This window comes from Micromonospora nigra, from assembly GCF_900091585.1.
Taxonomy (GTDB): Bacteria; Actinomycetota; Actinomycetes; order Mycobacteriales; family Micromonosporaceae; genus Micromonospora; species Micromonospora nigra.
The window spans coordinates 5,132,009-5,151,147 of record NZ_FMHT01000003.1; the positions used below are offsets into that span (position 1 = coordinate 5,132,009).

33 protein-coding genes are annotated in these 19,139 nt (G+C 71.0%); 1 reads left to right on the top strand and 32 read right to left on the bottom strand.

All coding sequences use genetic code 11. The annotated features are described in order from the left end of the window. Positions 1 to 8: 8 nt before the first annotated feature. The 15 genes from GA0070616_RS22435 to GA0070616_RS22500 form a co-directional block, all read right to left on the bottom strand. Positions 9 to 362, bottom strand: a complete 354-nt coding sequence (locus GA0070616_RS22435; RefSeq protein WP_091086731.1) for a hypothetical protein — start codon at positions 360 to 362, stop codon at positions 9 to 11. A 116-nt stretch (positions 363 to 478) separates the two neighbouring features. Then, positions 479 to 772 carry a hypothetical protein gene (locus tag GA0070616_RS22440; protein WP_091086734.1) on the bottom strand — a complete coding sequence of 98 codons (294 nt, stop codon included), beginning with the start codon at positions 770 to 772 and terminating at the stop codon, positions 479 to 481. Positions 773 to 898: 126 nt separating this feature from the next. Continuing rightward, positions 899 to 1,426: a hypothetical protein gene (locus GA0070616_RS22445; protein WP_091086738.1), complete on the bottom strand. Its 528-nt coding sequence runs from the start codon at positions 1,424 to 1,426 to the stop codon at positions 899 to 901. Between the two features lie 63 nt (positions 1,427 to 1,489). Beyond that, positions 1,490 to 2,809 (bottom strand): SprT family zinc-dependent metalloprotease, encoded by a 1,320-nt coding sequence (locus GA0070616_RS22450; RefSeq protein WP_139128975.1) that lies wholly within the window; start codon positions 2,807 to 2,809, stop codon positions 1,490 to 1,492. Between the two features lie 58 nt (positions 2,810 to 2,867). Next, positions 2,868 to 3,416, bottom strand: coding sequence for a sigma-70 RNA polymerase sigma factor region 4 domain-containing protein (locus GA0070616_RS22455; RefSeq protein ID WP_091086745.1), 549 nt, complete (start codon positions 3,414 to 3,416; stop codon positions 2,868 to 2,870). Continuing rightward, the gene (locus GA0070616_RS22460; RefSeq protein ID WP_091086748.1) at positions 3,400 to 3,807 is read right to left on the bottom strand and encodes a hypothetical protein; all 408 of its coding nucleotides are present in this window, start codon (positions 3,805 to 3,807) and stop codon (positions 3,400 to 3,402) included. The genes GA0070616_RS22455 and GA0070616_RS22460 overlap by 17 nt, the downstream gene beginning before the upstream one ends. Beyond that, positions 3,804 to 3,965: a hypothetical protein gene (locus GA0070616_RS28320; RefSeq protein ID WP_175440179.1), complete on the bottom strand. Its 162-nt coding sequence runs from the start codon at positions 3,963 to 3,965 to the stop codon at positions 3,804 to 3,806. The genes GA0070616_RS22460 and GA0070616_RS28320 overlap by 4 nt, the downstream gene beginning before the upstream one ends. A gap of 107 nt (positions 3,966 to 4,072) precedes the next feature. Next, the gene (locus tag GA0070616_RS22465; protein WP_091086751.1) at positions 4,073 to 4,840 is read right to left on the bottom strand and encodes a hypothetical protein; all 768 of its coding nucleotides are present in this window, start codon (positions 4,838 to 4,840) and stop codon (positions 4,073 to 4,075) included. 597 nt (positions 4,841 to 5,437) lie between these two features. Further along, positions 5,438 to 5,791 (bottom strand): DUF7169 domain-containing protein, encoded by a 354-nt coding sequence (locus tag GA0070616_RS29495; protein WP_091086757.1) that lies wholly within the window; start codon positions 5,789 to 5,791, stop codon positions 5,438 to 5,440. Positions 5,792 to 5,845: 54 nt separating this feature from the next. Next, entirely contained in the window at positions 5,846 to 7,675 is a 1,830-nt protein-coding gene (locus GA0070616_RS22480; protein ID WP_091086761.1) for a DNA polymerase, read from the bottom strand. 75 nt (positions 7,676 to 7,750) lie between these two features. Beyond that, positions 7,751 to 7,939, bottom strand: coding sequence for a hypothetical protein (locus GA0070616_RS22485; RefSeq protein ID WP_139128976.1), 189 nt, complete (start codon positions 7,937 to 7,939; stop codon positions 7,751 to 7,753). Beyond that, positions 7,932 to 8,474 (bottom strand): hypothetical protein, encoded by a 543-nt coding sequence (locus GA0070616_RS22490; RefSeq protein ID WP_091086768.1) that lies wholly within the window; start codon positions 8,472 to 8,474, stop codon positions 7,932 to 7,934. Before GA0070616_RS22490 ends, GA0070616_RS22485 begins: the two co-directional genes overlap by 8 nt. After that, on the bottom strand, positions 8,471 to 8,644 hold the full coding sequence (locus GA0070616_RS28325) for a hypothetical protein (protein ID WP_175440180.1): 174 nt from the start codon (positions 8,642 to 8,644) through the stop codon (positions 8,471 to 8,473). Before GA0070616_RS28325 ends, GA0070616_RS22490 begins: the two co-directional genes overlap by 4 nt. A gap of 10 nt (positions 8,645 to 8,654) precedes the next feature. Then, positions 8,655 to 11,156 carry a phage/plasmid primase, P4 family gene (locus GA0070616_RS22495; protein ID WP_091086771.1) on the bottom strand — a complete coding sequence of 834 codons (2,502 nt, stop codon included), beginning with the start codon at positions 11,154 to 11,156 and terminating at the stop codon, positions 8,655 to 8,657. A 122-nt stretch (positions 11,157 to 11,278) separates the two neighbouring features. Further along, complete coding sequence (locus GA0070616_RS22500) at positions 11,279 to 11,443, bottom strand: Lsr2 family DNA-binding protein (protein WP_217628223.1); 165 nt, start codon at positions 11,441 to 11,443, stop codon at positions 11,279 to 11,281. A gap of 100 nt (positions 11,444 to 11,543) precedes the next feature. Here GA0070616_RS22500 and GA0070616_RS28330 point away from each other — a divergent pair, with 100 nt between their 5' ends. Continuing rightward, positions 11,544 to 11,708: a hypothetical protein gene (locus GA0070616_RS28330; protein WP_175440181.1), complete on the top strand. Its 165-nt coding sequence runs from the start codon at positions 11,544 to 11,546 to the stop codon at positions 11,706 to 11,708. Here GA0070616_RS28330 and GA0070616_RS22505 read toward each other — a convergent pair. From GA0070616_RS22505 to GA0070616_RS22580, 17 genes are all read right to left on the bottom strand, one after another. After that, on the bottom strand, positions 11,705 to 12,145 hold the full coding sequence (locus tag GA0070616_RS22505) for a hypothetical protein (protein ID WP_139128977.1): 441 nt from the start codon (positions 12,143 to 12,145) through the stop codon (positions 11,705 to 11,707). The genes GA0070616_RS28330 and GA0070616_RS22505 overlap by 4 nt on opposite strands. After that, on the bottom strand, positions 12,142 to 12,411 hold the full coding sequence (locus GA0070616_RS22510) for a hypothetical protein (protein WP_091086781.1): 270 nt from the start codon (positions 12,409 to 12,411) through the stop codon (positions 12,142 to 12,144). Before GA0070616_RS22510 ends, GA0070616_RS22505 begins: the two co-directional genes overlap by 4 nt. Further along, positions 12,408 to 12,614 carry a hypothetical protein gene (locus GA0070616_RS22515; protein ID WP_091086784.1) on the bottom strand — a complete coding sequence of 69 codons (207 nt, stop codon included), beginning with the start codon at positions 12,612 to 12,614 and terminating at the stop codon, positions 12,408 to 12,410. The genes GA0070616_RS22510 and GA0070616_RS22515 overlap by 4 nt, the downstream gene beginning before the upstream one ends. Beyond that, positions 12,611 to 12,829: a hypothetical protein gene (locus GA0070616_RS22520; RefSeq protein ID WP_091086787.1), complete on the bottom strand. Its 219-nt coding sequence runs from the start codon at positions 12,827 to 12,829 to the stop codon at positions 12,611 to 12,613. The genes GA0070616_RS22515 and GA0070616_RS22520 overlap by 4 nt, the downstream gene beginning before the upstream one ends. Next, entirely contained in the window at positions 12,826 to 13,053 is a 228-nt protein-coding gene (locus GA0070616_RS22525) for a hypothetical protein (protein ID WP_091086791.1), read from the bottom strand. Before GA0070616_RS22525 ends, GA0070616_RS22520 begins: the two co-directional genes overlap by 4 nt. After that, a complete protein-coding gene (locus GA0070616_RS22530) occupies positions 13,050 to 13,232 on the bottom strand; it encodes a hypothetical protein (RefSeq protein ID WP_091086795.1) in 183 nt (60 codons plus the stop codon). Before GA0070616_RS22530 ends, GA0070616_RS22525 begins: the two co-directional genes overlap by 4 nt. A 137-nt stretch (positions 13,233 to 13,369) precedes the next feature. After that, complete coding sequence (locus GA0070616_RS22535) at positions 13,370 to 14,092, bottom strand: recombination directionality factor (protein ID WP_091086798.1); 723 nt, start codon at positions 14,090 to 14,092, stop codon at positions 13,370 to 13,372. Positions 14,093 to 14,196: 104 nt separating this feature from the next. Next, a complete protein-coding gene (locus GA0070616_RS22540) occupies positions 14,197 to 14,571 on the bottom strand; it encodes a hypothetical protein (protein ID WP_091086802.1) in 375 nt (124 codons plus the stop codon). Further along, positions 14,568 to 14,771 carry a hypothetical protein gene (locus GA0070616_RS22545; RefSeq protein ID WP_091086806.1) on the bottom strand — a complete coding sequence of 68 codons (204 nt, stop codon included), beginning with the start codon at positions 14,769 to 14,771 and terminating at the stop codon, positions 14,568 to 14,570. The genes GA0070616_RS22540 and GA0070616_RS22545 overlap by 4 nt, the downstream gene beginning before the upstream one ends. Continuing rightward, on the bottom strand, positions 14,768 to 15,586 hold the full coding sequence (locus GA0070616_RS22550; RefSeq protein WP_091086810.1) for a hypothetical protein: 819 nt from the start codon (positions 15,584 to 15,586) through the stop codon (positions 14,768 to 14,770). Before GA0070616_RS22550 ends, GA0070616_RS22545 begins: the two co-directional genes overlap by 4 nt. Positions 15,587 to 15,779: 193 nt before the next feature. Beyond that, on the bottom strand, positions 15,780 to 16,373 hold the full coding sequence (locus GA0070616_RS22555; protein WP_091086813.1) for a hypothetical protein: 594 nt from the start codon (positions 16,371 to 16,373) through the stop codon (positions 15,780 to 15,782). A 199-nt stretch (positions 16,374 to 16,572) separates the two neighbouring features. After that, positions 16,573 to 17,184 carry a deoxynucleotide monophosphate kinase family protein gene (locus GA0070616_RS22560; RefSeq protein ID WP_091086816.1) on the bottom strand — a complete coding sequence of 204 codons (612 nt, stop codon included), beginning with the start codon at positions 17,182 to 17,184 and terminating at the stop codon, positions 16,573 to 16,575. Next, positions 17,181 to 17,627 (bottom strand): hypothetical protein, encoded by a 447-nt coding sequence (locus GA0070616_RS22565; RefSeq protein ID WP_091086819.1) that lies wholly within the window; start codon positions 17,625 to 17,627, stop codon positions 17,181 to 17,183. The genes GA0070616_RS22560 and GA0070616_RS22565 overlap by 4 nt, the downstream gene beginning before the upstream one ends. 121 nt (positions 17,628 to 17,748) lie before the next feature. Continuing rightward, on the bottom strand, positions 17,749 to 18,030 hold the full coding sequence (locus GA0070616_RS22570; protein ID WP_091086822.1) for a hypothetical protein: 282 nt from the start codon (positions 18,028 to 18,030) through the stop codon (positions 17,749 to 17,751). An 82-nt stretch (positions 18,031 to 18,112) separates the two neighbouring features. Continuing rightward, the gene (locus tag GA0070616_RS29520; RefSeq protein ID WP_139128978.1) at positions 18,113 to 18,322 is read right to left on the bottom strand and encodes a helix-turn-helix transcriptional regulator; all 210 of its coding nucleotides are present in this window, start codon (positions 18,320 to 18,322) and stop codon (positions 18,113 to 18,115) included. 132 nt (positions 18,323 to 18,454) lie between these two features. After that, positions 18,455 to 18,769, bottom strand: a complete 315-nt coding sequence (locus GA0070616_RS22575; RefSeq protein ID WP_091086827.1) for a hypothetical protein — start codon at positions 18,767 to 18,769, stop codon at positions 18,455 to 18,457. A 26-nt stretch (positions 18,770 to 18,795) separates the two neighbouring features. Next, complete coding sequence (locus GA0070616_RS22580; RefSeq protein ID WP_091086831.1) at positions 18,796 to 19,131, bottom strand: hypothetical protein; 336 nt, start codon at positions 19,129 to 19,131, stop codon at positions 18,796 to 18,798. Positions 19,132 to 19,139 lie beyond the last annotated feature (8 nt).

Genomic DNA, 19,139 nt, shown 5'->3' on the forward strand with positions numbered 1-19,139 from the left:
TTTCGGGGTCAGGCCGACGGCCAGGCGAGGAGGGACGATTCGATGTACAGCGACCCGCGGGCGACGCCGACGGTCTGCGTCGTGCGGGTCTTCGTGCCGGTGCCGAAGGTGGCGAGGACGTCCCGCGCGAAGCGCTCGGCGCTCGGCCAGTGCCAGTCGTGGCAGCGTCCGTTCGCGACACTGTTCGACCCGTCGCAGCCGTCGGCACCCTTCACGCTCTTGCCGTGCCCGTACCGCAGGGCGCACGGCTTGCGGCGCGGGTCTTCGATCTCGCACGGGCACGCGGGCAGAATCGCTCGGTACCCGGTCGGGGTCGTGACCTCGAAGCGGACGGGCACCGCGCCGTCGGCTGCGATCGTCACGACCTCGCGAACGGTGACCGAGCCGAAACCCTTCGGGTGGGCGAAGTGCTTTTCCGCGGGGAGTCCTCTCGGGGGTCAGCAAGCCGGGGGCGGCGGGGCCCCCGGCAGGGGAGGGGTCAGGCGAGCGGGAACAGCCGCTCGGCCAGCTCGGGGCCGTAGGCGACCCCCTCGAACTCGCCGGTCAGGCTGAAGAGGTGCCAGGCGGCGCGCATGCCCGCCCACGGCGCGCAGTAGACGACCCGGGCGACCACGCGGTGCGCGGAGTCGAGGACGTCGCAGGTCTGCTCGTCCTGCGGGGACACCCCGCCGCGAACGGTGACCATCCCGCCCCGCTCGGCGTGGGTGATGGTGAGGTCGCCAGCGATGGCGACGAAGGTGAAACCGGCCTGGTCGCGGATGATGGTGGTCATTTTTGGTCCTCCTCGGTGGGGGTGGTCTCGCTTACGAGGAGAACGGTACACCACGTTGAACGTTTAACGCAACGTGTAAACGCCCCCGACCACGAACCCGCAGGTCAGGGGCGTCTACGTGCGCCGTCAGGCTGCCGGGCGGACCTGGCAGACAGCGGTGCCGTCCTTCAGCGTCCAGCGGGACGCGGGCTCGTAACCCAGCTCGGTCAGCGCTGCGCGCAGACGGACCGGAGCGAGGGCAGCCCCGGGGACGGGTTGCATGCCGTCAGGGGTGTAACCCGCGTGCTTAGGGACCACAGTTGACCGCTCGCACACCGTGACCCTGCTGTCGGCGGTCAGCCGGCCCGCGGCGTCGAGGTTGACGGTCGCGGTCACGGTCGCGGTCTCGGGCGCGGCCGGCGGCGGGACCGGGTCGGGGTCCGGCGTGGGATCCGGGTCGACCGGCGGGGCGAGGACGACCTTCGTCGTCGCGCCCGCCTCGATGTCGCCCAGGTCCGTCCGGATCAGCCGGCGGCGACCCGCCTTCTCGTTCGCGGTCACCACGGCCGCACGGCCCCCGTCCGGGCCGCTGGCGAACGCTGCCGGGGTGTGCAGGTCCATCGTGACGTACACCCGCGTGCCGGGCGTCAGCTTGCCTGCGGTGGTCATCTCCATCGTGGGGATGGTCCTTTCAGGAAAGGGAAGCGGGGACCGGAAGGCCCGGCCCCCGCGCGGGCGTCAGTCGCAGATCGGCATTTCGGTCTGGCAGCGCGGGCAGATCGGGGCCCCGACCTCGTCCAGCCACTTCCGCGAGGTCCGGGCAAGGTAGCCGCAGGCACACTCACACTTGATCATCCGGGTCGTTTGCTTCTTCTCGCCCTGCCCGGCCCGGTCGCCAGCCGACAGCCGGGCGTGCGGGTACGGGCCGAGCTGCGCGGCGATCTCGTCGAGCTTCGCCTTCAGGTCGTCGCCCGCGACGGTCGAGGTCATCTTGCCGGTCAGACCGATCCGCTTCGCCAGCTTGCGAAAGTCGCCCTTGTGGCCGCTCTTACAGTCGTCCCATGCGTGGATCAGCTCATGGGCGAGGGTTTCGAGCACCTGACCGGCGTCCGCCAGCACGGGCGACACGAACACCTGCGGCGTCTTGTCCGCCGTGGTGTGCGAAGCCCAGCACTGACCAATGACCTTGTTCAGGCCCTTCCGGCTGGACACACCCGGCCAGCCGACGGAGACCCGCACGGCCGGGATCGTCGCGCTGTGCTCGGCGAAGATCGGGCGCAGGGCGTCGACCGCGCCGGTCAGCCAGGCTTCGCGGGTGGCGATCGTGGCGGCGGGAACCTCTTCGGTGAGTGGGGCCGGGGCGACCTCGGCGACCAGGTCCGCCGAGGCTTCGGCCCTACGCTCGCCGAGCCACGCCAGGCCCCGCCGCAGCTCGGCGACGCCGTCGGCCATGCCGCCCGTCGGGGCCGGAAGGTCCGTCCGACCGGAACGGCGCATCATGTCCGGGGCGATACGTGCGCCGGCTTCCCGCTCGCGCCGGTTCGTGCGAAGCGCGTCCTCCATCCGGGCCTCGACGTGCGCCTGCTCGACGTCGTGCCCCCGTCCGGCGTCCTCCGGGCGGGCACCGATCGCGGCCAGGCCGGCGGCGGTCGCCGACCAGTGCAGCGACGCCCCGCCCCGGTCCTCTGCCGTTACCCACCCGGCAGCTTCGACCTTGTCCAGCACGTCGCCCCGGGGCGGAAAGATCGTGTGGTCGATCCGCGCGGCCCACCGAATCGCGTTGGCCTGCGCCCGGGTCGGCTTACGGGCCGGAGTGGTCGCCAAGGGCTGCTCGGTCGAGGCGGGCTCGGCGACCTCGGCGACCACCTGGCGGGTGACCGCCGCACGACCCGCGTCGGTGACCGTGTACAGGCCGTCGACATCAGCGGCCCAGCCGTTCGGGATCAGTGACCGGCGGGTGTTTCGGTGTGCGACGCCCGCGAGGTTAACCGGGCGGTCGGCCTCGATCAGGGCAAGGATCGCACGGGCCTGGGCGGGGGTCGGGCGCTTCGTGGTCATTCGGGGGGCTCCTTCGTTCGGCGGGGCGTGTAAACAGAGTCTAGGCCACGTTAAACGTTCAACGCAAGTCCGAGTTTGCGAGATCCGCCAGCGCCGCCGCCAACATCGGCCGCAACCGCCGTGACCAGGCATTCGCCAACCCGCCCGGACTCATGCCCAACTCGGCCGCGACCTCGACCATCGGCCGGTCGTCGAGGAGCCAGCGCACGACGAAGGCCCGTTCCCACGGGGCCAACGTCGCCAGCACCCGGGCGACCTCGACCCGCAGCGCGACGGCGTCCGCGTGGTCTGCCTGCGGGTCGCCGTCCCGGTCGGCGTCGACCTCGGCCCACCCGCCGACCCGCAGGGGGTCACGCGTCACCCCGCGCCGGCCCTGCTCGCCGGTCATCGGACGGCCAACCGCAACCGCCCGCACCGCCCGCCGGGCAACGACCGTCAGCAGCGGCCCGAGCGGGCGCGGGTCGTCGGCGTGCGCCTGGGCGGCCTGCCACACCGCGATACGCGCCTCTTGCTCGGCGTCGGCGCGCAGAGACGGGGCGACCCGCTCAGCCGCCATGATGCGAATGAGCGGGTCGAGCCGGGCGACGTGGTCAGTCGCGGTCGTCACGGGTCGGCCTCTCGGGGTACTGGACGAGGAACCCCCACGGTTCGGCGATCCGCTCGGCCTGCCACTGGCGCAGCGATTGCCGGCCGTGGGCCCGGTAGTACGCCGGGAAGTCGAGGAGGTGCCCCGTGTCCTCGACGGACTGCGACCCGTCCCGGCGCGGCTGGTAGCCGGGCGTCGGGCTGGCCTCCTCGCCGGCTGCGTGCCGGGGCGTGTACGGCGGGGGCTCGGGCAGGGTGCGCGGGGTGACCTGGGCGCGCTCGGCGGTGTGCTCCCGCACGATCCGTGCCAACTCGTCGCGCATCTGCGGGGCGTCCCACCCGGCGGGCACCTGGGCGGCCTCGCGCCGCTCGGCGAAGTAGCGGCGCAGGCGCGCGAGCGCTGTGCGGATCACCGCAGCGTCCCCGGACGTGCCGGGAGACCGGTCAGGGCCGCCCGCAGGTCGTCGGCGTACGACTCGTCGAGTACGTCGCGGGCGTCGAAGTCCAGCCAGTCATAGTCGGCGCGGGCGTCCGGCGCGGTGGGGAAGCTGTCGGTCTCGAAGACGTCCATTGTGCACTGCCTTTCGTGGGATCTTGCTGACACAAGGGGAGTGGGCCAGGCCGGGCCGAGGTGTTCAGAAATTCCTCGGCCCGGGTATCAGCGTTGAACGTTCAACGTCACGCGCCCAAAGCGTCGGCCATCTTCGCCAGCGCACGGGTGCGGGTCCGCTGCACCTTCAGACGCGGCATTCCGCCGAGGCGAGCGCCGATCTCGGCGTCAGGCTGCGGGTCGAAGTCTGCGAAGCCGTAGGCCAGCCGGCAGACGTCGCGCTCAACGTCCGTCACCGCGCGGAACGCGGCCTCACACAACACCCGGTCTTCGGCGTCGGCCACCCCGCGCGGCGCAGGAAGGTCGCCGATCGGGGACACGTAGGTTTCCTGCTCGTGGGCAAGCGCCTCTTCGAGGCTGCCGTTAGCCTTCACCGCCGCCCACACCGCCCAGAACGTGTCGGACGCCATCTCGAACGACGGGGCCAGCTCGGCGGCCGCGACCGCGCAACCCCCGGCGCGGCGCAGGATCCCGAAGTACCGCTTCAGGGTGCGGTCGGGGACGCTGAAGCCTCCATTCGCGGCCCCGGTCGCCTCGGCCAGTGCGTCCGCGATGTGCTGGCGCATGATGCCCGCCAGCCGGCCCCCGCCGTCGGCGTCGGGTTGCCACGCCCGGACCGCCAGCAGGAAGCCGACCGTCGCGGCCTGGCGGGCGTCGTCGGCCGGGATCGACGTGACCGCCCGGACGGCGGCACGCAGCGCGGGCTGATACGCCGAGAACAGGCGCAGCGTCGCCGCGTTGTCGCCTGCCTGGGCGTCGCGGATCGCGGCGGCCTCCTCGGCGGCGTCGCGGATCGGCTTCGGCGTACCAGTCCAAAGCTGGGCGATAGTGGACATTCGGTGCCCTCCTAGGGCGTGCGGAGACCGCCGGGCGTGCGCCGGCCTGCCTCGAACGGGTGTGCGAGTTGCGCTCTGTCAACGACACTACGACGTTGAACGTTTAACGCGAAAAGATTCGGCGATGTCAGGCTGACTGGTGGGTGCGTCCTGACCGGACGGTTGACCCGCCCAGGCTGATCGGTCAGTCAGTGGGCAGCAAACAGGCCCCGAGGCAGTCCCCGGGGCCTGTTTGCGCTGCTAGGTCAGGCTGACTGCCTGCGGCCCGCCCACGCATCGAAGGACGTCACGGGGATGCCGAGCGCCCCAGCGATCGGAAGCTCCCAGAGGTCCGCGGACCCGGGCAGCGTCACGACCACGTCCGCCGCCGCGAGGGCGTCAAGGTCGGCGTCTACAACGGAGAGTAACGCCGCAGTGTCGTCCGGGGGCGCGGAGGCCCCGGGGGCGTGCACCGTGAACCCCGCCGCCGTGAGTGCCCCGACCGCCGCCCGGAACCGTGCCGCGCGGTCGGCGTGAGCGCCGTGGGAGGGCCCCAGGAGGTAGGCCCGTCGCGGGGTGAGTCCCGCTGGCGGGACCGGCGCGGGGACCTCTGAGCGGCTAGCCATTTCCGGTGTCCTCCCCGTCCCACGGCGCGAGCGCGTCGACCAGCGCCCGCCGCGCTTCCCGTAGGGCAATAGTCCCACCGTGAAGCACTCGGGCCGAGCGTACAACCTGTTCCCGCAGGCGCAAGCGGTCCGGATCTAGCACGACCGCCGCCGTAGGGTCAGACCGAGTGTTTTTCATCCTTTCGGACGTATCATCTCTCGGCCGAGCGACCGGCGCGGCCGTCCACTGAGCGTCGATCGCAGCCGGGAGGACGGATGTCAACGCGTCCAGCTCGTCCCGTAAGCGGGACACGAGGTCAGCCATCCGGACGGCGTCGCGGTCGGTGTCAAGTTCAGCAGGTGTCATCGTTCCCCGCTCTCGTCAAGGTCAGCATCGTACAGGTGTTCGACCCGTCGCGGGTCACTCCGGAGCGCCGTACCCGTGGCCCCAACTCGGGCCGTACACCTCGGGGTCACTGGCGATGCGCACGCCGTAGAATGTGCTCTCCATCGCTCGGCCGACCTCCCGAATGACCTCCTCGGCGTCCGCCGTCGGGGCCTGGGCGATCAACTCGTCATGCACGGGCAGTAACAGGTGGTCGCCGAGACCCGCCGCGAAGATGTCCACGATGGCCTGCGCGAGCAGGTCACGAGCGGTCGACTGAACGACGTAGTTTGTCGCCGCGTACAGACGGTCACGGTCGAGCGGGAGGTGACGCCCGGACGGCGTCACGACCTCGCGCCTGCCGAACTCGGCGCGCTCCATCAGTCGGCGGGAATACCGCTTGATCCCTGGGAACGTCGCGTCATACGCCGCGAGCGCCCGCTTCACGCTCACCAGATCCGCGCCGGTCTGCCGGCAGATCGTCGCCGCACCGCCCCCGTACACCTTGCCGAAACCTACGGCTTTAGCGATCTTCCGATGCGCTTTCGTGAAGTCCGGGCCAAAGACCCGCTCAGCCGTGAAGCTGTGCAGGTCGACGCCCTCGGCGATAGCCCGCTTCATCGTCTCGTCGTCCGACAGCGCCGCGAGCACCCGCATTTCAACCGCTTGGTAGTCGGCCGCGATGATGCTCTGCCCCGGGTCCGCAACGAACGCGCGCCGTACCCGCCAGTCCGACGACGGGAGTTGCTGAAGCGGCGGCCGGCTGATCGACATGCGCGCGGTCCGGGCCTGAAGCGCGCCGATCGACGGGTGAAGCCGGTCGTTGGCGTCCCGCAGAGTCAGAAACGCGTCAGCGTACGCAACCGCCCACTTCTCGGCCCGCTTCGAGCGCAGCACCGCATCCGCGAGTGGGTTCGGCGTCCGTACGTCGAGGCGTTCCCAACTGAGCGAGAGGTCCGCCAGCGGCAGCAACACCCCCTTATCGACCTTCGTCGCGCCGGACGCCGTCCGCTCGGTCAGCTTCTCGCCCATCGCTTCGAGCGCCGCAGCGACCTGGGCGGTCGAGTTGACGTTCTCGACGCCGTACCGGCGGGCGACCGCCCGGCCCCGCTCGGCCTCGCCGAGGAGGTCGGCCTTCAGCCGCTCGACGTACGGGACGTCCAGCCGGAAGCCCTTCCGTTGCAGGATCGCGAGCAACACCTGAAGGTGATGCTCGAACTTGCTCAGCCGGTCGAGGCCGATGTCACGAACCATCGGGCCCAGCTCGCGGAACAAGCGGTGCGTCAGGATCACGTCGAGGCCCGCATACCTGACGTAGGTCTCGTTATCGACCGGGATGCCCGCCCAGCCGGTCGCCTTTGTCAGCCCGAGCGACCGGAAGACCGCCGTCAGGCCCTCTTGCGTGTCCGGCGCGTCCGGGTCGACGTACACCGCGCTGAGCGGCTTCAGACCCAGGCCGATCCCGCCCTCTTGCGGGGCCCGCGGGTCGAGGAGGTGAGCCAGAACCCGCGTGTCGAACGTCCGGGCCCCGAGGTCTTCCAGCCGCACGCCTAGGTGCCGGTCGACGGTCAGGAGGTCGAACGGGGCGTTATGCATCACGAACGGGCGCGGCTGGCGCAGCGCGGCGGCGGCCTCCTCGGCGAAGAGGTCAGTCCGCAGCACCCACGCCTCCCGCGAGTTACCGAACTGGGCGAGTCGCAGCCGGTGACCGGGCGTGTAAACGTCCAGACCGATTCCTTCGGTGTCGAAGGCGAGCACCTTGTCACCGCCCGCCAGGAACGCGCGGAAGCCGTCGAGGTCTTCGCGCCGCTCGGGAAAATGGATACCGACCGTCGAGCCGGCAACCGTGTGCGTCAGGGTCCGCATGGGACTCCCTTCAGGTACGGCGGAAGGGCCGACCCTCCGCACGGGAGAGCCGGCCCTTCAGCGGGTCGGGGTGGGTTAGTCGAGGCGTTCCCAGGTCGCCGACTCCGTGTAGCCCTCGGCGAAGTAGGAATCTTCGGTGAACCACGACGCGGCGCGTGCCTCGTCGTCGAACTCGCGGACGATCGTTTCCGGCGCGACCGTGCGGCCGTTCCACGCCACCCATCGGCGACGGACCAGCGTCACGCGGATGACCGGCTTAGCCACCGCACCCACCCCCGCAGCACCCAGCCCCCTCGGGCGTCGGCTCGGCCGGGTCGACGTCGGGGGCGTCGGGGTCGACCAGCACCCCCGCCGCCTCGGCGACGGCGGTCAGGTCGTTGGCAGGGCAGTCCGGGCACCCCCGGCCCGCGCACACTCCGCACGGATCCGGCCATTGCTGTCCTTCGGGAACCGGACCGCACCCGTACGCCAGCGGGGCGCTCGGGCACTGCCACGGGTCGCCGTGGTTCCGACAGACCAGGGCCGGCGGCGCGTGCCGGTCGGTCGCGGTGCCGTCGCCAGCCACCGAGAAGCGGGCCGGGTACAGCAGCCGCGCCAGCTCGCGAGTCAGGTAGGCGTCGACCAGCGCCCCCCAGTCGGGCTCGGCCCGCCGGAATGCTCGTGGCTGTGCTGCCTGCTCGGCCAGCCGTGGAGCGTGGTCCGGAAGACCGGGCCCCGGGTCGCCGCACACGTTCGCGGCGAACAGTGGACACGCCTGGCACCCGCCCGTGACGCCGCAGTCGTCGGCGGGGGTGGTCACGCGGCCACCTCCTCGACCACCAGCGACGGCGCTCCCGGGCGGTTGCGGCCCGCCTCGTCGAGGAGGTCGGCCACGAAGGCGAAGGCGTCGGCCTCGGCCTCGGTCAGCGAGACGATCGTTTCGGCGACGTCGTCGCCTGCGACGAAGATCCGATACGGCTTGCGTTCCATGCGGGTACTCCTAGAAAACGTCGTCGAGGCTCGGCCCGGCGGAAGGGGTGTCACTAGGGGAGTGGGCCAGCGGACCCGCAGGTGTTCTTTCCTCGGTCGAGGTTTCTTCGGCCGTGTGGTCGGACGGCCGCGCGAGGCGGATCCCCTCGAAGACGACGCCGATGTTGGCGCGTTTCTTCGTCGCCTTCCGGGCCTCCAACTCGCCGAAGAACGCACGCCGCGTCCAGCGCTCCCGCGCCGGAAGGGCCTCGTCTTCGCACCACTGGCGGTAGGCGTCCCACGCCACCCGGGCAGTGATCTTCGCGCCGGCCTCCATGACGAACGTTCCCGGGAACAGTCCTGCCAGCGCGTCGGATGTCTCCCGGTACTCGCGGGTGGCGTCGCGGATCGCGTCCGGGTCGCCGAGGCCGTCCCGGTACCACTCGACCGCGCCGCGCACCGCCCAGGCGAGGATGCCCGGGGCCTCAGCGAGCAGTTTTTGCCCTAGCTTGTGGTCGCGCTCCTCGGGCTTGAAATACCGCTCCCAGGGGATCAGCTTCACGCGCCGCCACAGACCTTCGTCCTGCCCGCGGAACTGTGGCTTGAAGTTCGTCGCGAGTTGCAAGAGGAACGTCGGCCGGAACTCGAAGAACTCCTTCCGCATGAACCGCGCCGAAATGCTGTCCCGGCCCGTGACCCGCTTCAGCACCGCTTCGGCCATCGGCTTGCCCTGCTCGCCCTCGGCGGCGAAGACCAACCGCGCGGCCTTCAGCGCCGCGAGGTCGTTGGGGATGCCACCGGACGGCTTCTCCTCGAAGGTGGCGAAGGGCGTCGTCACGACCAGCTCGCGGAAGACCTCCGTCAGCGTGTCCGTGTAAACGCTCTTACCGTTCGCGCCCTGTCCCCAGTGCACGACGAAGCACTGTTCCCCGGTCTCGCCCGTGATGCCGTACCCGACCAGCCGGCGCAGGTACCCGGGCAGGCCCGAGTGACGGGCGTGCGGGAACACCTCGCGAAGGAACGCCTCCCACCTCGGCGCGGACGCCGCGGGGTCATAGTCGAGGTCAACCATGCGGGTGAGCAGTAGCGCCGGGTCGTGAGGGCGCAGCTCACCCGTCCGCAGGTCGATCACACCGTTACGCGCGGCGAGCAGGTGGTGATGCCGGTCGAACGCCTCGAAGTCGACGGCCACGCCGCGAAGGGCCTTCAGCTCCCGCACCATCGCGTCGATGCCCTTCGAGCTATTCGCGGCCTTCGCGAACGCCTTCAGCTTCGCCACCCGCGCGCCCAGCTCTTTCGCGTCGGCCTTGTCGCCGGCCTGGGCGACCTCCTTCAGCGCCTCGGCCAGCTCGAACGCCTCGGCCCAGATCGACGCGGCGACGTCCTGGGCGGCGGTCCGGACCTCGTCGAGCTTGTCCGCCCTCCACACGCCGTCCCGCAGGATGAAGAACCCCGCCTCGGGCGAGAACCGCACGCCCGACCCGGTCTCTTCGAGGTGGTCCCGCAGCCGGCGGGCGGACGCGACCTCGGTCAGGTCGGCGTCCGTCCATGCGTCGAGGCGGTTCTTCAGCCCGCCCGGATCCTGGGCCGACACGACCGCCCGGATGAACTCCGTCGCGAAGCCGTCCGGGTGCCGCTTCCGCCAGTCGGTCAGGTCGTCGCCGTCGACCGGCGGCCGGACCGTCCGCGCCGAGAGGCCCCGCTTCGCCAGCTCGGCCGCGAGCACCCGGGCGAAGCGGTCGCCGGACGGGTCGGCGTCGCCGCACACCACGACCGGGCGGCCGTCGGCCAGCGCGGCGACCTCGTCCGCGACGGACGCGGCCAGCCCCGCGCCGCGCACGAACGCGACGTCATAGCCGGTCGCGCACGCGGTCAGCCCGTCGCCGGGGCCCTCGGTGACGACCAGTTCGGCCCAGCCGGCTTCGCCCGGGAGGTAGCCGACCTTCGCCCAGGATTCGCCTTCGGGTGACTTCGCGCCCAGCCACCGAACCTTCGCCTTCGGGTCGAGCGCGCGAGCCTGGTAGCCGCGCGGGACGCCGTCCCGGTCGCGGAAGGGCACGACGAGGCGGGGGCCGCCGCCGAGGTCGGTCGCGAGGCCCAGGCCGAGGCGGGCGAAGTCGGCGGCGTACAGGCCGAAGCGAGTCGCCGCGTACTCCGCAGCCGCGCGAGCGTCGTCCGTCGGCTCAGCCGCAGCCGCCGCCCACCGGTCGAGCTGCGCCGCCAGCGCCGCCACCGCCGCAGGGCTGGCCGGGGTCGACGTCGACCGGGCGCGCGTCGGGGCGTCGGTGGTGTCGATGTTGTGCAGCTCGGCGACGGACATACCGAGCGCGAGCAGCACCGCGCCGGGGCGCAGCCGGCCTGGCTCGCCGTCGACCGTCGAGCAGCCGGCCCGGCACTTCAGCAGCACCGCGCCGGACTCGCCCACGGCGACCCGCAGGGACGGGCGGCTGTCGGCGTGGGCCGGGCAGACGGCAAGCCAGCCGTCGGCGTCGTCGGTCGCCTTCAGGCGGTCGAGGAATTCGGTCAGGGTCACAGGGGCGGCCTTCCGTCGAGCAGGCAGGGACACAAGGGGAGTGGGCCGAGGGCGGGGCGGGTGTTCAGCGGGCACAGAAAAGCCCCCGGCATCACGCCGGGGGCTGTCTGCGGAACGTCGACTCAGGCGGCCTTGTTGCCGGTCGCCTGCTCGAAGGCGGCCTTCACGCTGGCCGGGATCCGGCCGCGCTCGCCGATCGCGTGGCCGTTGTCGCGGGCCCAGGCCCGGATGGTCGCCGGCTTCGCGGTCAGGGTGTCGGTGGCGGCGGTCTCGACGGTCTCGCTCACGGGGTCTCCCATGCTCGGTCGGTGCCCTGGGCGGGCGGGGTTACTTGGTTAGTGGGCCAGCGGGGCGACAGGTGTTCAACGTGACCGCTACACTGTCCACATGACTGTCCACCTGCGAGAGTGGATCAACCTTCTAATTCAGCCGATCGACGACGACCCGATGAGGTTCGGATACGCCATGATGGCGGCGGGCGCGTTCTCGCTCTGCGTCTGCGTGCCGCTCATGGTCGTGGCGTCGCTGGTGTTCGACCTCGGGTGGATCTAGACCCGCTCGGTGCCCGACGGGAACGGCTGCGCCAGCTCGGCGGCCGTCGCCCGGACATGCTCGGCGAACGCATCCGGCGCGTGCTCGGCGAGCAGGGATTCCGCACGCCGCAGCCGGACGTACACGCGGGCCCAGGTCGCGAAGGTCTGAACGGCGTACGACTCGCCAACCGACCGGCGGACCCGCTTGACGAAGGCCACGCCGTACGACTCGCGGGCGTGTAAACGTTGCTTCTCTGCGCCGTCAAGGCCGAGACGGATCGCGTCTTCCCACGAGCGATACGCCTTGCACTGCCCGACCCACGGGGAAACCCCGTGCAGGTCACCCGTGTCTGTGTAGCCCTCCTGGGCGACCCGCCGGGCGTCGATACCGAAGGCGCGAAGGGCGCGCACGCAGAGGGATTCGTACGCAGTTCCTTTCGCTTTCGCCGCGCTCACCGTGGCTCCGCACTCAGGTAGTGGAACGCCCGCGACGCGCCGCGCATCATGGCGAGGTTTCGCCGCAGGGCCGCGCGTACCTCGCAGAACCGTTCGCCCCGCTGGGCGTCGGGCGTGACGAACACGACCGTCACCCGAAGGCCCTCGACAAGGCGCGGACCCTGCTCGACGGTCAGCACGACCCGATCCGCGGCGACGTACCCGCGCCAGTGCTGGGCGTCGTCCTCGTTCAGCGCGACCAGCACCGCGCAGCGATAGGCGCTCACAACGCAGCCCCGCACATCGGGCACGCCGCGAACGCCCCGCCCGGGTGCGCCGGGTCGAGTGTGTCGTGAGGGAAGTCGCAGACGATTTGCCCCTGCGCGCGGGCGGCGTACTGCTGTGCGCCGGGGTCGCCACCCTGCGACATACCCGCCGCGAAGGCGTCGAGCGCGCCCCGCCCGAGATACGCGAGGTCGATGTCCGTCACGCCTCCACCTGCGTTCCCGGGACGACGTTCCAGACCGGCTGGCAGACCTCGACGCGGACGAAGCCCCCGCGCGGCGGCCGGGGTCGCTGCCTCGCGGCTGCGCCCTTCGTGGTGTACGGACCGACCGACCGGACGCAGTTGCCGGCGGCGTCGTATGCGGCAGCGCGGTACATTGCGCCGTTTGGGGCGACGTACGCCCGGGTGTGGCTGCTCACTGGGTGCCCTCCCCACGCAGGTATGCCGCCGCCTGGCGCAGCTCGTCGGCCAGCGCGTCGGCTACGGCCGGATCGGTGATGGACAGCGCGCCGGACGCCGTCCGGGGGTGGAAGTAGAACGACGCGGCGCGCACCTCGCCACCCGGGCGGAAGCCGAAGCGGGTCGAGACCTCGCCGTTGTTGACGGTCCCGGTCAGGGCGTGGGTGGTCTGTCGGATGGTCATTCGGTCACCTCGACCCAGGTCTGTTCGGCGCGGAAGACACGTGCGCCCGGGTATCGCGCCGCGTAGTCGCGGGCTCCGCGCTCGCTCGTGTAGGTCCGGCCCGCGGGCGTGGTCTGGTAGCCCGACCGGCGCGGGATAGCCACCCGCCACACGACCGGCGGAAGATACAGCTCGTTCACAATCCCTCCAAACGAGGCGGGCCCCGAGACCGGCAGCCCTTTGGCAGTACCGGCCCCGGGGCCATTCGACTAACTGATCAGTGCCACTCGATACCGCGCATGGCGCTCCCCTCGCGCTGAACGTTCAACGTCGTACGTCAGAACGGGATCTCGTCGTCGCCGACGGCGGCCGGGGCCGCGCCGATGACCTCGACGACCGGCTTCGTGAACTGCTTCGTCTTGCCGGTCTTCTTGTCGTCGTACTTCACGACCTCCAACGACAGCCAGGCGAAGGCGGGACCGTCGATCTTGGCGAGCGCCTTTTCCGCCGTCACCAGGTCGCGGACCAGGGACCACGAGGCAGAGTTGAACTTGAACCGGCCCAGGTCCGGGGCGTCCGCCAGCGTGAAGTAGATGGTCGTCGAGGGCTGGCACCCGCGGCCCGCCCGCGCGGCGTCCTTCCGGTCCTGGAAGCTCGCCGGGCACTCGCACGGCTGACCCTTCGCCGGGTCGTCGGCGTCGGTGCCGGTCTGGTCGACGCCGTCACAGCGCCGGATCGCGCCGGACCGGCCCCACAGGACCATCTCCTGACGGATCGCGCGGGGACCGTCGAGGACGACCTTCACCTTGTCGGCCGCGGTGAAGACCTCCAACTTGTCCTCGCCCGTGGTCTCCCACGCCTGCGGCTTGTCCCCGCCCAGTAGCCGGCGGACCTCCTCGGCGACGGCCGGGTCACCGGTCGTCACCCGCCACTGTTCGAGACTGGCCGGGCGTCCGCCGATCTGATGACCGGAGCGGAACCGGCCGACGAGGTCACGCGCGAACGACTGCCGCGGCTTCGGCTCGGCCTCGGGGTCGGTCTCCCAAATGCGTAGGCCCATGTACGGGCCTCCCTTCGAGTCAACACGCGGGGCCCAGGCGGCAGGCCCAGGCCCCGCGTAAGGGGCTGTCACATGGGTTAGTGGGCCAGCAGGGGCCGAGGTGTTCAGGCGGCCTTGTCGAGCGGCAGGCCCGGCGGGCGGGAGATCGGGACAGGGGTCTTCGACGTCTTCGGGGCGTGGCCGAGCACCTGAGCGATACGCGCCGACCGGCGGGCACCCATGTGCGGCAGCAACGCGCGAAGGACAGCCTCGGCCTTCGGGCCCTGGGCCTCGGCGTGGAACATCGCCGCGTGCGGGGCCGGGCGAAACGACACCCGGACCGACACGCCCATGAGGGTCGCGACGCGGCCGACCACGTCCCGGTCGGTCATGCCGATTCGGATACGCGGGTACCGGCCGCGGTGAAGGTCGATGCACGCTTCGCCCTCGGCGACGCCCGCGAGCCAGATCACGTCTTCGCGGGTGGCTTGGCTGATCATGACGCCCCCTCGACCTCGACGAACTCGCCGCGGAAGTGGCGGGTCCGCCCGCCCTTCGTGAGCTTGGCGACCAGCGCGGTTCCGTCGTGGGACACGGACCACCAAGCGTCCATCTCGTCGTCGTACGTCCCGTCCGCGCTGATCGCCAGGGACTCGACAACGTCCGTGACGTCGACATTGGGTAGGTTGCCGGCCATCACGCCGCCACCTTCCGCGGCGCAGCCGTCCGACGCGCCGGGAGCGACCCGGGGCGCTTGTTGATCGGCTTCCCGACCACGGTCTCTTTCACCGTGCGCTCCCAGTCGAACACCCGCCGCAGCACCTTGAAGTACTCGAACGTCTCGGCGTCGGCACGGACCGGGAAGAACCCCCACCCCTCCGGGCGGACGTGCAACACCCCGCCGCCGGTCGAGCTAGGCTGCGGCACGCGCGACCCGTCCGGGCGAATGATGTAGTCCGCGAACCGGTACGCGGCAAGCTGAAGCGCGACCTCGGGGTGAACACCGGACCGGGTCGTCTTCCAGTCGAGGAACACGCGCTCGCCGTCAATGACGGCGTAGGCGTCGAACGACCCGGCGTAGTCGAGCGATTCCGACCAGACGGTTTCTTCGAGGAACACGAACTCGGGCTCGAATTCCTTCAGGAACTCGTCGAAGTGGTCGAGGAACACCCGGTACTCCGGATGCACGCGGCCGACAGGCTCGCCCTTCGCGACCCGCTCGAACAGGTCGTGCACGGCGCTACCGGTCTCGGCGGCCGAAGCGGTCGAGCGGCGCGGCGCACCCTTGAGAAAGTCGATGACGCCCTGACGCTCGCCGCGCAGCCGCAGCCCGACCAGCTCGCCGAGGTTGTCCGTCGCGTACTCGGCGACCGTCTTCGCGGCCCAGTGCTGAAGGAACGGCTTCGGCAGCATGCCGAGGATGGACGTCACGCCGGGGGCTTTCTCGCCGGTCTCCGGATTGACGTAGAACCGGGATCCGCCCCGGCTGATGGTATGGAGTTTGGGCGTGGTCACGCTGGCCTCCCGTGCCCGGAAAGAGTGGGACACGGGGTTAGTGGGCCAGTCGGGGGCTAGGTGTTCACGCCGGGTTGGCGGTGGGGCCGCGTGTAGAAGTGACGTACGTTTCTACATTCTCTTATTACTCTTCTAGGAGGAGAAGAAGCCTCTATAAAAGTAATAGGGAAGTGTAGAAACGTCGGTCACTTCGTCACTCCTCGGCGTCTGCCACCGCGCGAAGCTCGCTCGCTCGGCGCGCGAGACGCGCCAGCACCGCCCGCGCCTGCGTCCGCGCCGTACCCTGCAGCTCGGCGACAGACTCGGGCGTGACCCGCTGAAGCACGACCAGCGCGCCTGCCAGCGCCCGCGCCACGTCAGGATTGCTGTCCTGCCCGCGAAGGGCCTTCAGCTCGGCTCCCTGGGCTGACCGGAACTCACGGACCCGCTCGGCGATCGGCTCAGCCCGTAGGCCCAGGCTTTCGAGCTGCGCCCGCGGCAACCGCTCGCGCAGGTGCGCCGAGACGTGATACCGCACCGCGTTCTGCGTCGCGGTCATCTCGTCGTGTGTGTACTGGGCTTTCGCGTAGCTCTCCCGTACCCACTCTTTGTAATCCCGCGTGCGGCCCTTCCAGTCCGGCTGGCGGGCGGTCTTATCCTCGAAGTGCGCGCGGACCTCGACCAGGCACGCCGCGATGTCGCGGAAGAGGGCCGTCCGCTGCTCGCGGCTGTCGCCGACGCGGCGCAGGGCACGCAGCGAGTGCACCAGCGCGCTTCGAATCTCGTCCGGCGTGCGCGTCGGGTCCATGTTTCCGCCCTCGTGTCGGAGTGATGGGGCCAGCCTATCCGCGTTGAACGTCCAACGCTGACCCGTTCCCTTAAGTCTGTCTTAGGGTTGCCTTACGGTCTACCCGCGCGCCCCCGAAACGCCGAAAGGCCCCCACGGCGGGTCAGCGTATGCCGACCTACCGCAGGGGCCTAGGGGCTTGATCAAGACGTGACGTGTATTACAAGCGAAGTGCCAAGGCGTCAACCTCTTTCATCAGAGAGTGAACGTCGGAGTCGTTCGTCAGCGTGGCGTCCGCCCGACGGTCGCTCAGCGCGACCTCGCTCACGTGTTGGTCCGACTCGTCCTGACCAGGCCGGACGACCCGCCAGAGCGCGCCGCCCATGATCTCGACGGCATCGGCTTCGTTGGGGAAGCGCACGTCGGTGATGACCACGGGCTGTGACCGGTGCCGGACCTCGTCCATCACCACATTGACCCAGAAGTGCGGGTCGAGGTGGCGAATGCCGATGCCGAACTGCTGAAGGGTGCGCCGCACCTCGCGGTGCGCCTTCGCCCCCTCCCAGCCGACCTCGGCGACCAGCTCGGACAGCCGGACCGACATGCCGACGGTCCCTATCGGAATGACCAGGGGGTCAGCGATCAGCGCGGCCTCGCGCAGCGCGTCAGCGAAGGCGTACCGCCGGAAGCCGTGTGCCTCGACCAGGCGGGCGGCGACCGTGTCTTTCCCGGCGCGGGCCCGGCCCATCATGCCGACCAGGGGCGGGAGGGGGCCGGGAAGGTCGGCCAGCTCATCGAGCGCGTCGGCTGCGCGGTCGAAGGAAGCGGTCACAGCCGCCCCCCGTCGAACGGCTCCCCGCCAGCCTGAAGAACCGGCGTCGCGCGGCCGGCGTCGACCTGGGCGGTCATCCACTCGTCCGCCTTCGGCTCGCGGCCCTTCTCGACCAGCCACCCGCCGTTGCCGCGGACGTACGTGTACGGCGTGGCACGCGGGCCGTAGCGGACCACGACCACGTCACCCGGCTTCCAGATCGGGGCGGGTCGCCGCAGGGCGTGACCGCTGATGACGAAGTCACTCCCGCCGTTGTCCGGGCGGACCTGACGCAGCCCGCCGCCGTAGCGGTCGACGATCCGTACGGTCCCGCCGCCCAGGTCGTCGCGCAGCCGGGCGCGGGTGCCGGGCGGGAACGGGTCGCGCAGCGCGGCGCGGGTGGGCGGCTTCTCCTGCTCGTACACCCACGGCGAGCCGTAGGCGTCGTGATAGCTGAGTGCCACGCGGGGCCTCCTCGTGTCGGGGTTGGACACAAGGGGAGTGGGCCAGGTGGGCGGCAGGTGTTCGCGGCGGGGGAAAGAAAAGACCCCGGCGGTTGCCGAGGTCAGTTCCGTGCGCGAGTCGTCAGCAACTCACCCGCCCCATGCTGGGCACCATCGCGTCCTGTTCGGGCAGGGGCTGCGCCGCTGAGATAGCCGCTTCGGCGACCTCCCGGGTGTCGAACGCACCCAGGAACGCCCCCGGCCGCCGCTGGCGGAGTACCCCGATCGGGGACCAGTAGAGATCGGGAAGCTGACTCACGATCCACCGGCCGTCGTTATCGGCAAACCCGATGTTGCGCTGAGCAATCGCAAACTCGGCGGCGTCGGTCGTGATGGTGTCTTCGTGGTTGCTGACGTAGCTCACTGGCGCTCCTCAAGCGGTGCGGTGTTTACACGCCTGACGATACCCGCGTTAAACGTTTAACGCAACTGCGGGCGGGGCGGGGTTACACCTTCCGCCGACGGCCGCCCACGCCGGGCCGCGGACGCCCGGCGTGCCACTCGCGTACCCGGGCGGGACGCCACATATGCGTACGCCCGATCGTCTGATCCGGGGCGGGCATCCGCCCGTCCGCCCGATAGTGCGAGACGGTCGACGGGCGGACGCCCAGGAACGCCGCCACGTCCGCCGTAGTCCACCATTCCGGGTCGCCCATGCCGCCCAGTATCCGCCAGGCGGGCACGGGCGTACGCCACGGCACCGCCCACCGCCGCCGGGCGACCCGCCCACCAACGCCAAAAGCGCCCCGCCGATCGCCGGGTGGGCGACGGGCGGGGCGCTGGGCGGATCAGTACAGGAACGGGCCGGCGGAAGCGTCCACCTCGGGCGACTCGCTGCCCGCCCCGGCCCCGCCCGAGGTCTCGTGACCTGCGGCGGGATCCGGAACGAGCGGCGTGCCGTCGGCGTCCCGCGGGTCGGAAATGGGCGTGGTCCGGCGGGCGGCCCACCACGCCACGGCGACCGGACCGGCGACGATGGCGAATTCCTCGACCCGCTCGGCGATTTCGGGCGGGAGCACGATGCCGAAGTGGGCGAGAATGGCGAGCACCAGCACCACGCCCGAGACGATCAGGGCGCGGGACAGGATGGGATGGCGGGACATGGGCGTACCTCCGGGCGGGTGGGTGGTCACTGGGCGAGGTTGATCAGCACGCCCACCGCGCCGATGGCGAGCGTGCCCACGGTGCCGACCGCCGCCCAGACAGCGCGGGGCGTGACGACCGGGCGGGACTCGACCGCCCGAAGGCGGGTGTCAACCTCGGGGGCGGTCGCCGGGCGTGCCTCCTCGGCGCGAAGGCGAAGCTCGACGTCGTTCAGCCGGCGGGCGTGTTCGTCGAGCTGCGCCCCGTGCTGCGCGGTCACGACGTCGACCTTCCCTTCCAGCCGGGCGAGGATGATCAGCATGGAAGCGGTCCCGTCGTGCGGCGACCCGCCTTCGGGGGTGGCGGTGACGTGCACGGCCATCGTGCCTC